Origin of the sequence: Mycolicibacterium lacusdiani (assembly GCF_021916785.1) — a bacterium.
GTDB lineage: Bacteria > Actinomycetota > Actinomycetes > Mycobacteriales > Mycobacteriaceae > Mycobacterium > Mycobacterium lacusdiani.
In genome coordinates, this window is the sequence record NZ_JAKCFC010000006.1 from 209,923 (window position 1) to 221,385 (window position 11,463).

The following is an 11,463-nucleotide window of genomic DNA, read 5'->3' on the forward strand; positions in this document are numbered from 1 at the left end:
CGCCCGGTTCGGCGCGAGTCGTGCTTGGATGGGGGCGTGACGCGGGTACTGGCGGTCGCCAATCAAAAGGGCGGGGTGGCCAAGACGACGACGGTTGCGTCGTTGGGCGCCGCGATGACGGAACTGGGCAAGCAGGTGTTGCTCGTGGACCTCGATCCGCAGGGTTCGCTGACGTTCTCGCTCGGTCAGGATCCCGACAAGCTCCCGGTGTCCATCCACGAGGTGCTGCTCGGCGAGGTGGAACCCGACGCGGCGCTGGTGTCGACGCCGGAGGGCATGACGCTGCTGCCCGCCAACATCGACCTCGCCGGCGCCGAGGCCATGCTCCTGATGCGCGCCGGTCGCGAGTACGCGCTCAAGCGCGCGCTGGCCAAGATCACCTCTGGGTACGACGTCGCGATCATCGACTGCCCGCCGTCGCTGGGGGTGCTGACGCTCAACGGGCTCACCGCGGCCAACGAGGTCATCGTTCCCCTGCAGTGCGAGACCCTCGCTCACCGTGGCGTCGGTCAGTTCCTCCGCACGGTCGACGACGTCCAGCAGATCACCAACGCCGACCTGGTTCTGCTCGGTGCGCTGCCCACGCTGTACGACTCGCGCACGACGCACAGCCGTGACGTGATCTTCGACGTCGCCGACCGCTACCAACTGCCGGTGCTCGCTCCGCCGATCCCGCGCACCGTGCGGTTCGCCGAGGCGAGCGCCTCGGGGTCGTCGGTGCTGGCCGGGCGAAAGAACAAGGGCGCAAACGCCTATCGCGAGCTGGCGGAGGCTCTGCTCAAGCACTGGAAGAACGGCAAGGGGCTGCCGACGTTCACCCCCGAGGTCTAGCCACCGGCTCGATGGGCGGCTCAGTCGCCGCCGGCTCGATGGGCGGCTCAGTCGCCGCCGGCTCGATGGGCGGCTCAGCCGCCACCGGCTCGATGGGCGGCTCAGTCGCCGCCGAGCGCCACCAGGTTCGCACCCCGCTGCTCGAGCACCATCGACCCCGCAACCGCGGGCACCACGGGCCCCTGCCCGGCGTCGCGCGCCAGGTCGATGTGCCGCTCACCGGCCCCGGTCTGCGGATCGAACACGTCGTAGCCGCCGGTGACCGGCACCAGCAGGCGGCCCGCCATCACGACGCCCGGGCCCACCGGGGCCTGGCCGTCGACGGGATTGACCGTGAACCGGTAGCGCATGCCGTTGGCCTCGAAGACCAGCAGTTCGTCGCCCGTCCACCACGTGAGCAGGTCGCCTGAACTGGTTGCCGTGGCGTCCGGTGCGGCGCCGCGCGTCAGCATCGTGCTCGCGATCGTGGTGCCGGTGTCGTCGACGACGTTGACCACCGGCTTCGGCGTCGGCAGGTACACCGCGGTCAGCGTGTCCGACACCGCGATCACCCGCGCGTCGGACTCGGCGGACACGCCGGGCAGCTCGACGAACTTGGTCTCGGGCTGGTCCTCTTCGTCGGCGGGCTTGAGGAGGGTCAGGCGCATGTCGGCCTGGCCGGGGCAGGCTTCCATCACCGCAACCAGCGCGGTGCTGGCCGCGGCCGAGGTGAACGTGCAGAGCGGTTGGGCCGGCACGTCCGGTTTGATGGGTGCGTCCAGCGCCCCGTAGCTGATCATGCGGACCATGTCCGATCGCCACAGCTCGAGCCGGTTGGCTCCCGCCGAGAGCACGGTGGTGCCGTCGGAGGAGAGCTTGACGGTGGGATCGGCGTACGCACTGCGGGTGGCGCCGCGCTTGCCGGTCTTGCCGTCGATGGTCGTCACCTGGCCGCAGCCCCGCGGGTCCGGATAGACCGCGACGGCGTTCTGGTACACCGCCGTGACGCCGCACAGTTCGACGTCGCGGGCGTAGGTCCACAGGACGTCGCCGGTTGCGGGATCGCGGCCGTCCATCTGATCGCCGTCGCCGGTCACCACGCTGCCGCCCGCGATCACCGGCTGCCTGGTCTTCGGGCTGGGCGCGGTCCACAGTTCGCGCAGGGCGCCTGGCACGTCGCGCGCCGACTTCAGCGCGGGAACCGGTTCGGCAGCGGGACGGCTCACCGTCGCGCGGGCGTCACTGGTCCACCAGATCATGGCGGCGACCACGGCGACCACGGCGGCGATCGCAACGGCGACCAGGACGTCGCCCTTCGTGCGGCGTTCGGGTGTGACCATCGGGTGGCGGCGGTCCCGCTAACCGGTGGTGGGCGCTGCGTTGCTGTTAGTGCGACGACGGCGACGGCGACGGGGAGCCGAGCGGGCACCCGACGGTGCGTCTGACGACTCGTCGGCCGGTCCGTTCTGCGCCGGTGCCTCGGAACCCTCGACGTGGCCGGACGCCTCCTGGCCACCGCGCGTGCGCTGGCGGGTCCGGTTGCGGCTGCGGGGCGGCCGCTCACCGCTACCGTCGCCCTCGGTGTTGCGGGGACCACGGTCGCGATCACGGTCACGCGGTTCGCGCTTCGGCTTGTCGGTCGTGCGCGTCGCCTTGCCGATCGAGCCCTTCGCGTCGGTCGGGATGCGCATCTGCTCGTAGAGGTGATCCGAACTCGAGTACGTCTCGACGGGGTCGGGGTTGTCCAGGCCGAGCGCCTTGTCGATCATCGTCCAGCGGGGCAGCTCGTCCCAGTCGACGAGCGTGACGGCGATGCCGGTCTTGCCCGCGCGCCCCGTGCGGCCGATGCGGTGCACGTAGGCCTGCTCGTCCTCGGGAATCTGGTAGTTGATGACGTGGGTGATGTCGTCGATGTCGATGCCGCGGGCGGCGACGTCGGTGGCGACGAGGACGTCGACCTCACCGTTGCGGAAGGACTTGAGCGCCTTCTCGCGGGCTCCCTGACCGAGGTCGCCGTGCACGGCACCGACCTTGAAGCCGCGCTCTGCGAGTTCGTCGGCGACCTTCTGGGCGGTGCGCTTGGTGCGCGTGAAGATCATCGTCGCGCCGCGGCCCTCGGCCTGCAGGATCCGGGCGACCATCTCGACCTTGTCCAGCGCGTGGGCGCGGTAGGCGAACTGCTCGGTGGTGTCGTGGGTCTGCGACGACTGCGCGGACTCGGCGCGAATGTGCGTCGGCTGCGTCATGAACGTGCGGGCCAGGGTGATGATCGGATCCGGCATGGTCGCCGAGAACAGCATCGCCTGCCGCACGTCGGGGATCTGGCGCAGGATGCGCTCGATGTCGGGCAGGAAGCCCAGGTCGAGCATCTCGTCGGCCTCGTCGAGGACCAGCATGCTGAGCCCGCCGAGCTGCAGGTGACCCTGCTGGGCGAGGTCGAGCAGACGGCCGGGGGTGCCGATCACGACGTCGACGCCCTTCTGCAGAGCCTCGATCTGCGCCTCGTAGGGGCGGCCACCGTAAATCGAGGTGACCGACAGCTTGCGGTCGCCCGCGCGCAGGTATTTCGCGGCGCCTGCGATGTCCTCGAAGACCTGCAGGCACAGCTCGCGGGTGGGTACGACGACGAGCGCGCGGGGGATGCCGCTGAGTTCGCGGTCGGGGTCGGTGGTGATGCGCTGCAGCATCGGCACGCCGAAGGCCAGGGTCTTGCCCATGCCGGTGCGGGCCTGACCGATGAGGTCGTCGCCTGCCAACGCCATCGGCATGGTCAGTTCCTGGATGGCGAAGGGGTGTTCCTTGCCGTCCTCGGCCAGTGCCCGGACGATCTCCTCGCGGACGCCGAGGTCGGCGAACGAGATCTTCGCGGGTTCGGCCTCGACGATCTCGGTGATCTCGACGATCTCGGTCGTGGTGGTCTGTTGAGTCGATTCGGTGGATTCAGTCATGCGTTGTGGACGGTGCCTTTCGGGGTCGATCCTCGTAGTCATCGCGGATGTTCACGCGCGCACGAGTTTCGACGAAGTAGCACCGGGGCCCGGGCCTCATAGGTAAGGCAGACCGACTGCGTGCACGCACATTATCTCTGGTCACGACTGCCTGAGCAGGTAAACCACTAGCCATGCTACCCGCTGGCGTTCGGAAACCGACGGTCGCGGTGTCGCCGTCTAGAGTCGACGCATGACTCCGACCCAGCCCGCGGCCTCTCCCGAGCAGGCCGCAGCCCCCGGTGTTAACGGCGTGTCGGTGGACCACCCGGGGGTCACCGAACTGTTCGCCCTACTCGCATACGGGGAGGTCGCGGCGTTCTACCGGCTCACCGACGAGGCTCGCATGGCGCCGAATCTCGCGGGCCGGATCAACATGGCCAGCATGGCCGCGGCCGAGATGAACCACTACGAGGTGCTGCGCGAAGCACTCGAGAGTCGGGGTGTCGACGTGGTGCGCGCGATGACCCGGTACGCGTCGGCGCTGGAGAACTATCACCGCCTCACGACGCCGAGCACGTGGCTCGAGGCCTTGGTCAAGACCTACATCGGCGACGCTCTCGCCGCGGACTTCTACCTCGAGATCGCCGACGCGCTGCCCGACGACGCGGCAGGGGTGGTGCGCGCGGTGCTGTCGGAGACCGGTCACTCCCAGTTCGTGGTCGCCGAGGTGAAGGCCGCTGTGACGGCCAGTGACAAGCAGCGGCACCGACTGGCACTGTGGTCGCGTCGCCTGCTCGGCGAGGCCATCACCCAGGCCCAGTTCGTCCTTGCCGACCACGACGAACTCGTCGACCTGGTGATGTCCAGCGGTGGGCTCGCGCAGCTCACCGAATTCTTCGACCGGCTCCAGAAGACCCACGGCAGGCGGGTCGAGGAACTCGGACTCGTCTGATCGCTATCTGGTGCAGGTCGTGATCATCGAATTGGAGTTCTGAACGGCGATCGTGGCCCCCGCGCCATCGATGATCGAGCAGTTGAGCTGCCCCGTGACGCTCGTCGCCGTCACCGAACTCAACGTCACGCCGGGGTCGAGGACCACGGTCTTGTTCCACGGCAACGACACGTTGAGGTCGGTCTTCAGGGCGCCCTGGGCATCGGTGTAGATCACGGTCACCAGGTCGATCAGTGGGCGGGTGCCGGTGACCGAGTAGGTCACCGTGTTGGCTGCGGGTGCCGGCGGCGGTGCTGCCGCGACCGGTGGCGGCGCGACGGTGGCGCTCGGCGACGGGGACACGGTGGTGACGGTCTCGGGCGGCAGTGATGCGACCGGCGGGAGCACCCGCGGCGTGCTGGCCGCCGGTGGCTTGGAGGTCGTGGCCGGCGCTTGGCTGGTCGCGGGCGGAGGAACGACGGTCGCCGAGACCGAACCGCTGTCGCCGCCGCCGAGGATGACGACCGTGCAGATCACGGCGACCAGCAGCACCGCACCCGCGACGCCGCCGACCCAGACCCAGCGGCGGTCGAGCGGTTCGTAGTACTCGTAGATCTCGTCGTCATCGGCATAGTCGTCGGCCGCGTGGTCGTCGGCGCCGCGGTCGTCGGTGCCGTAGTCGTTGGTGCCGTGGTCGTCGATGCCGTGGTCGTCGATGCCGTAGTCGTCGCGGGCCGCGTAGCGGTCGTCGTCACGTGCGCCACGGCGGGAGCCGTACTGGGAGCCGTACTGGGACCTGTACCGGGAGCCGTAGCCGGCCTCGTCGCCGGCGCCGTACCCGCGGCGGTCATCGCCGTCGAGCACCTGCGTGCGGGGATCCGAGCCACCGTAGGTCGACGAATACGGAGGCTCGTAACCGGAGCCGTAGCCGTATCGGCGGTCCCGGCCGTAGTCCCCGTAGGTGCGGTCGGGTCGCCACGACTCCGCACGCGGCGACCGTCCGGATGACGGCGAATACGGTCGATTCTCCCTGCTCATCACGCTTCCCAAGGTCTCGGCGGCATGTCTTCTCCGATGCTAGCGAGACAGAAGTGACGGAAGTGGCTCAGACGCCTGCTGCGGGGTCACGGTCGGGACTCAGTTGGATCAAGCGCCCGTGTTCGCCGACCGCGTAGCCACCGGCGCACCGCCGGTGTCCCGCGTCCACTAGCCTCAGTGCAGTCAACGCTTTCGAATGAGAAGAGGGTCAGCGGTGGAGGTCAAGATCGGTGTCGCCGACAGCCCGCGCGAGTTGGTTTTCAACAGCGCGCAGGTTCCGAGCGAGGTGGAGCAGCTGATCGCCGACGCGCTGAACCAGGACTCGAAGCTGTTGAGCCTGACCGACGAGAAGGGCCGCCGCTTCCTGGTGCAGACCGCGAAGATCACCTACGTGGAGATCGGTGCCGCCGATACGCGCCGCGTGGGCTTCGGCATCGGCACCGTTGGCTCCGAGGCGGTCAAGAACGCGTAAGCGGCACGTGTGACAGTCCGCCCCAGGCGAACTGCACGGTGCCGTCGACCGCGGCCTCCTTGGAGATCGGCCGGTCGGCGTTCAGCCAGTACCGAGCGCTGTCGACGCTCACTGCCACCAGGCCGACGGCGATCATCCGGGCGCGGTGCGCCTCGAGGCCGGAGTCGATGCTGATCAGGTCGAACACCGCGTCCGTGCAGGAGTCGGTGGCCGCCTTGACCTGTTCTGCCACCTGCGGTTCGGTGACGTAGTCGTTCTCGAAGATCAGCCGGTAGCCCTGGCCGTCGTGCTCGATGAAGTCGAAGAACGCGCCGACGGCGGCGTGCAGTCGCTGCCGGTTGTCGGTGGTGGTGCGCAGTGCCTGCCGCACGCCCGAGACCAGGTTGTCGACGTGGCGCTGCAGCACCGCGAGATAGAGTTCGAGCTTCGACGAGAAGTGTTGGTAGAGAACCGGTTTGGACACGCCGGCACGATCGGCGATCTCGTCCATGCCAGCCGCGTGGTAGCCCCGGTCGACGAACACCTCGCTGGCGGCGATGAGCAGCTGGCCACGACGTTCGTCGCGTGGCAGCCGATTGCCCCGCCGATTGCCCGCCGGCCGCGCCGAGGGGCCGTCGCCGTTCGCCGGTTGCCCGCCTCTCCTCTCGGCGGCGTTGGCGAGTTCGCTCATCACGTCCTCAATCTCCGACCGCGAGGGACTGACCCCCCGAATGGTCACTGGTTGGCCGGACATGGTCCGGCAGTTCATCGGAACGACACTACTACTCTCGCTTGGGGCATCGCGTGATGCGCGGCCCGGGTGATCCGGTGGCGCGCCAAAGCCGATCACGCGCCGCGCTGTGCCATTCTGGTCCGGTGACCTACGACCCGGGGCGTCGAGGGGGTGATCGCGGCGACGGAGGATATAGAGGCGGCGGTCGCGCCCCCGTGCTGCGCAATGAGTGGCGTGAGCCGCTGCGCGCGCAACGGGATCCGGTCGCAGGCGACACGGGACGGCCGCGTTCCAACCGCGACGAGCACAGGCAGTGGCGCAAGCAGACGTGGCTGGGCCGCTTCGTCTCCACCTACGGCTGGCGTGCCTACGCCCTCCCGATCCTCGCCGTCCTCACGGCCATCGTGCTGTTCCAGACCGTCACGTCACCGTCGACGGTGGAACCGGTCGATGCCGCAGGCCCGGTGCAGGGCCCGCCGACGTTCGACGCGTCGAGCACCGCGATCATCGGTGCGCCGCCGAAGGGGTTGACCCAGTTCGACGCGAACCTGCCGACGGGCATCCTGCCCGAGGGCGGGGCGTTCACCGAGGCGGGCGCCAAGACGTGGCACGTCGTGCCCGGCACCTCGCCGAGGGTCGGGGAGGGCACCACCAAGACGTTCACCTACACCGTCGAGGTCGAGGACGGCATCGACACCGCGGCCATCGGTGGTGACGAGGCGTTTGCGCGAATGGTCACCGAGACGCTGGCCAACCCCAAGAGCTGGACGCACAACCCGCAGTTCGCGTTCGTCCGCACCGACGACCCCGCGCAGGCGCCCGACTTCCGGATCTCGCTGACCTCGCCGATCACGGTCCGCGAGGGCTGCGGGTACGACATCCAGCTCGAGGCGTCCTGCTTCAACCCGGCCTACCTCACCGACCAGCCGCGGGTGTTCGTCAACGAGGCACGCTGGGTGCGCGGCGCGGTGCCCTTCCAGGGCGACATCGGGTCCTACCGCCAGTACCTGATCAACCACGAGGTCGGCCACGCCATCGGCTACCAGCGCCACGAACCGTGCGCCGAGAACGGCGCCCTGGCGCCGATCATGATGCAGCAGACGTTCTCGACCAGCAACGACGACGACGCCAAGTTCGATCCCGAGTCGGTGCAGGCCGACGGCAAGACCTGCCGCTTCAACCCCTGGCCCTACCCGATCGCCTGATCACCCCTCTTCTCTTTCCGCGAGCGTGCGTGTCTGCGGGCGACACGCCGCGCCAAAACCCGAGTTCGCGCACGCTCGCAGGAGCCGGGACTGCGATCCCCGCTCCCGGGGAAGGTCAAGAAGGCGATTGTCGTTGAACCTCTGAGCCTGGTGTGATGGTCATCAGGAACAGACTTCGATCGAGGGAGTACCGGTGTCCTCACCGCTGCCGCCGCTGGTGGAACCCGCCGCGTCACTGACGCGCGAAGAGGTGGCGCGCTACAGCCGCCACCTGATCATCCCGGACCTCGGCGTCGACGGGCAGAAGCGCCTGAAGAACGCAAGGGTGCTGGTCATCGGCGCGGGTGGGCTCGGCTCGCCGACGCTGCTCTACCTCGCCGCCGCAGGCGTGGGCACCATCGGCATCGTCGAGTTCGACGTCGTCGACGAGTCGAACCTGCAGCGCCAGATCATCCACGGTCAGTCCGACATCGGCCGGTCGAAGGCGCAGAGCGCGCGTGACTCGATCAAGGAGATCAACCCGCTGGTCGACGTCCGGCTGCACGAGGTGCGCCTGGAACCGGACAACGCCGTCGAACTGTTCGAGCAGTACGACCTGATCCTGGACGGCACCGACAACTTCGCGACCCGGTACCTGGTCAACGACGCCGCCGTGCTGGCGGGCAAGCCCTACGTGTGGGGCTCGATCTACCGCTTCGAGGGCCAGGTGTCGGTGTTCTGGGAGGACGCGCCCAACGGGCTCGGCCTGAACTACCGCGACCTCTACCCCGAGCCGCCGCCACCGGGGATGGTGCCGTCGTGCGCCGAGGGCGGCGTGCTCGGCATCCTGTGCGCGTCGATCGCGTCGGTGATGGGCACCGAGGCCATCAAGTTGCTGACCGGCATCGGCGATCCGCTGCTCGGGCGGCTCATGGTGTACGACGCGCTGGACATGACGTACCGCACGATCAAGATCCGCAAGGACCCGGCGACGCCGAAGATCACCGAACTCATCGACTACGAGGCGTTCTGCGGCGTGGTGTCCGACGAGGCCGCCCAAGCCGCGTCCGGCGCCACCGTCACCCCGCGCGAGCTGCGCGAGATGCTCGACTCGGGCAAGAAGGTCGCGCTGATCGACGTGCGCGAACCGGTCGAGTGGGACATCAACCACATCGACGGCGCCGAGCTGATCCCGAAGTCCGCGCTGGAGGCCGGCGACGGGCTGGCACGTCTGCCGCACGACCGGGTTCCAGTGCTGTACTGCAAGACCGGTGTTCGCTCCGCGGAGGCGCTCGCAGCGGTGAAGAAGGCAGGTTTCGCCGACGCACTGCACCTGCAGGGCGGGATCGTGGCGTGGGCCAAGCAACTCGAACCCGACATGGTCATGTACTGACGCCGAATCTGCCGGTCAACGCCTTAGGCTGTGGCCGTGACTGTCGACGGGCCGCCTGAACACGTGCTTGCGGCGTTCGGCCTGACCGGACTGCGGCCGGTCGAACTCGGCCCCAGTTGGGAGGGTGGCTGGCGCTGCGGCGAGGTCGTGTTGTCGATGGTGGCCGATCCCGCCCGTGCTGCATGGTCGGCCAAGGTGCGCGAGACGCTGTTCGTCGACGGCGTGCGACTGGCCCGGCCGGTGCGGTCCACCGACGGCCGCTACGTCGTGGCCGGGTGGCGCGCCGACACCTTCGTCGCGGGCAGCCCCGAACCGCGGCACGACGAGGTGGTGTCGGCCGCCGTCCGGTTGCACGAGGCCACCGCGAAGCTGGAGCGGCCGCGGTTCCTGACGCAGCCGCCAGGTGTGCCGTGGAACGAGGTCGACGTGTTCACCGCCGCGGACCGCGCGGCGTGGGAGGACCGGCCGCTGCACTCGCTACCGCCCGGGGCGATGGTCGCACCGGGTGCCGCCGACGGGCAGCGCTCGATCGATCTGCTCAATCAGCTTGCCGGACTGCGCAAGCCCACCCGTGCCCCCAGCCAACTGGTGAACGGCGACATGTACGGCACGGTGCTGTTCGCAGGCACGGCCGCGCCCGGCATCACCGACATCACCCCATACTGGCGGCCCGGATCCTGGGCGGCGGGCGTCGTGGTCGTGGATGCCCTGGCCTGGGGTGAGGCCGACGACGGCCTGGTCGAGCGCTGGGCGTCGCTGCCGGAGTGGCCGCAGATGTTGTTGCGAGCGCTGATGTTCCGGCTCGCCGTCCACGCCCTGCACCCGCGGTCGACGGCCGCGGCCTTCCCCGGTCTGGCGCGCACCGCGGCGCTGGTCCGGCTGGTGCTCTAGAACTCGTGTCGCACGTCGCGCAGCGGCACTCGGCCGTCGACGGCCAATACGCCTTCGGCGCGAAGCCGTTCGAGCTGGACGGTCGCCAGATGCGGAGCCGGGCGGCCGGACGCGGTGATCACCCGGTGCCACGGCAGGTCCGAGGAGTCGGTGCGCATGATCCAGGCGACGATGCGTGGACTGGAAAGGTCTGCCGCGGCGGCGATGTCGCCATAGGTCGACACCCTACCCGCCGGGATGGCGGCGACCAGCGCGCGGACCCGCTCGACCTGGTCGTCGGTGATCGGGGCCATGGTCAGCCCAGTCGGTCGCGGATCACCAAGGCCGTGTCAGCCGGTTTCGCCAAGGGCACCATGTGGTCGCAGTCCCACTCCAGCAGCGTGAAGTCGGTGCTGGCGTCGAGGGCGGCGACCAACTCGTCGGTGGCATAGGGCGGTTGGGTGCGGGTCGCCCGGATCAGGGTCGTCGGGGTGCCGTCGCGCGGAACGGGCACCGGCCGGGTCAGTTCGCTCCAGTACGACAGCATCGCGGGCACGCTGATGCGCCACCCGACGCGTCCGTTCGGCAGGTCGATCAGGTGTTCGTCGAGTTCGCGTTCGAGTTCCGCGTCGTCGACCTCGCCCCAGGAGCCGTCGAGCTTCTCGGCCCTCGCCTCGGCGCGGTCGGCGTAGTCGGGCGAGGAGTACATCTGGTCGGCGATCTCCCGCATCCACGCTCCGTCGAGCCCGACGGCGGGATCGAGCAGCACCAGCGAGCCGATGAGATCCGGCCGTGCCGCAGCGAGATTGAGTGCGACGGCACCTCCGAACGAGTGACCGACCACCACCACCGGTGCGCCGCCCTCGGCGTCGAGCAGGGCGGCCAGCGCGGCCACGTTCGCCTCGATGGTCCACGGCGCATCCCACGACGAGCGGCCATGGCCGAGCAGGTCCGGAGCGAGCACGCCCACACCCGACAGGTGGTTCTTCGCCAGCGATTCCCACCGTCGGCCGTGTCCGGTCAGACCGTGGACGAGCAGGACGCGGGCGGGCTCGGGCGAGCCGAAGCGATACACGTGCAGCGGTGAGGTCACCCCCCGATGCTGCCAGCCCGAGGTAAGGGC

12 protein-coding genes are annotated in these 11,463 nt (G+C 69.3%); 6 read left to right on the top strand and 6 right to left on the bottom strand.

Annotated features, from left to right (window positions below; genetic code table 11):
* Positions 1–36 precede the first annotated feature (36 nt).
* On the top strand, positions 37–831 hold the full coding sequence (locus LOK44_RS19385) for a ParA family protein (protein WP_237571732.1): 795 nt from the start codon (positions 37–39) through the stop codon (positions 829–831).
* A gap of 101 nt (positions 832–932) precedes the next feature.
* On the opposite strand, the gene LOK44_RS19390 is transcribed toward LOK44_RS19385, so the two are convergent.
* Together LOK44_RS19390 and LOK44_RS19395 are read right to left on the bottom strand one after the other, a co-directional pair.
* Complete coding sequence (locus LOK44_RS19390) at positions 933–2,150, bottom strand: Rv3212 family protein (protein ID WP_237571733.1); 1,218 nt, start codon at positions 2,148–2,150, stop codon at positions 933–935.
* 18 nt (positions 2,151–2,168) lie between these two features.
* A complete protein-coding gene (locus tag LOK44_RS19395; protein WP_237571734.1) occupies positions 2,169–3,758 on the bottom strand; it encodes a DEAD/DEAH box helicase in 1,590 nt (529 codons plus the stop codon).
* Between the two features lie 232 nt (positions 3,759–3,990).
* Here LOK44_RS19395 and LOK44_RS19400 point away from each other — a divergent pair, with 232 nt between their 5' ends.
* Entirely contained in the window at positions 3,991–4,692 is a 702-nt protein-coding gene (locus LOK44_RS19400; RefSeq protein WP_237571735.1) for a ferritin-like fold-containing protein, read from the top strand.
* Positions 4,693–4,695: 3 nt separating this feature from the next.
* Here the strand turns inward: LOK44_RS19400 and LOK44_RS19405 are convergent, their stop codons facing one another.
* The gene (locus LOK44_RS19405; RefSeq protein WP_237571842.1) at positions 4,696–5,388 is read right to left on the bottom strand and encodes a hypothetical protein; all 693 of its coding nucleotides are present in this window, start codon (positions 5,386–5,388) and stop codon (positions 4,696–4,698) included.
* Positions 5,389–5,923: 535 nt separating this feature from the next.
* Between LOK44_RS19405 and LOK44_RS19410 the strand changes: the two genes are divergently transcribed.
* Positions 5,924–6,181, top strand: coding sequence for a DUF3107 domain-containing protein (locus LOK44_RS19410; RefSeq protein ID WP_163918608.1), 258 nt, complete (start codon positions 5,924–5,926; stop codon positions 6,179–6,181).
* Here the strand turns inward: LOK44_RS19410 and fasR are convergent.
* Positions 6,168–6,851, bottom strand: a complete 684-nt coding sequence (fasR, locus tag LOK44_RS19415; protein ID WP_163918607.1) for an HTH-type transcriptional activator FasR — start codon at positions 6,849–6,851, stop codon at positions 6,168–6,170. The genes LOK44_RS19410 and fasR overlap by 14 nt on opposite strands.
* A gap of 185 nt (positions 6,852–7,036) precedes the next feature.
* On the opposite strand from fasR, the gene LOK44_RS19420 reads away from it, so the two are divergent.
* The 3 genes from LOK44_RS19420 to LOK44_RS19430 all read left to right on the top strand — a co-directional run bounded on the left by LOK44_RS19420 (position 7,037) and on the right by LOK44_RS19430 (position 10,361).
* Positions 7,037–8,098: a DUF3152 domain-containing protein gene (locus LOK44_RS19420; protein ID WP_372481273.1), complete on the top strand. Its 1,062-nt coding sequence runs from the start codon at positions 7,037–7,039 to the stop codon at positions 8,096–8,098.
* Positions 8,099–8,303: 205 nt separating this feature from the next.
* Positions 8,304–9,470 carry an adenylyltransferase/sulfurtransferase MoeZ gene (gene moeZ / locus LOK44_RS19425; RefSeq protein WP_237571843.1) on the top strand — a complete coding sequence of 389 codons (1,167 nt, stop codon included), beginning with the start codon at positions 8,304–8,306 and terminating at the stop codon, positions 9,468–9,470.
* 36 nt (positions 9,471–9,506) lie between these two features.
* Positions 9,507–10,361, top strand: coding sequence for a TIGR02569 family protein (locus tag LOK44_RS19430; RefSeq protein ID WP_237571737.1), 855 nt, complete (start codon positions 9,507–9,509; stop codon positions 10,359–10,361).
* Here LOK44_RS19430 and LOK44_RS19435 read toward each other — a convergent pair.
* Positions 10,358–10,654, bottom strand: coding sequence for an MGMT family protein (locus LOK44_RS19435; RefSeq protein ID WP_237571738.1), 297 nt, complete (start codon positions 10,652–10,654; stop codon positions 10,358–10,360). The genes LOK44_RS19430 and LOK44_RS19435 overlap by 4 nt on opposite strands.
* A 2-nt stretch (positions 10,655–10,656) precedes the next feature.
* Positions 10,657–11,433 carry an alpha/beta hydrolase gene (locus LOK44_RS19440; RefSeq protein WP_237571739.1) on the bottom strand — a complete coding sequence of 259 codons (777 nt, stop codon included), beginning with the start codon at positions 11,431–11,433 and terminating at the stop codon, positions 10,657–10,659.
* Positions 11,434–11,463 lie beyond the last annotated feature (30 nt).

Coding starts and splice junctions, on each gene's coding strand:
- LOK44_RS19390 (WP_237571733.1), bottom strand. CDS start 2,150: ATGGTCACACCCGAACGCCGCACGAAGGGCGACGTCCTGGTCGCCGTT.
- LOK44_RS19395 (WP_237571734.1), bottom strand. CDS start 3,758: ATGACTGAATCCACCGAATCGACTCAACAGACCACCACGACCGAGATC.
- LOK44_RS19400 (WP_237571735.1), top strand. CDS start 3,991: ATGACTCCGACCCAGCCCGCGGCCTCTCCCGAGCAGGCCGCAGCCCCC.
- fasR (WP_163918607.1), bottom strand. CDS start 6,851: ATGAGCGAACTCGCCAACGCCGCCGAGAGGAGAGGCGGGCAACCGGCG.
- LOK44_RS19435 (WP_237571738.1), bottom strand. CDS start 10,654: ATGGCCCCGATCACCGACGACCAGGTCGAGCGGGTCCGCGCGCTGGTC.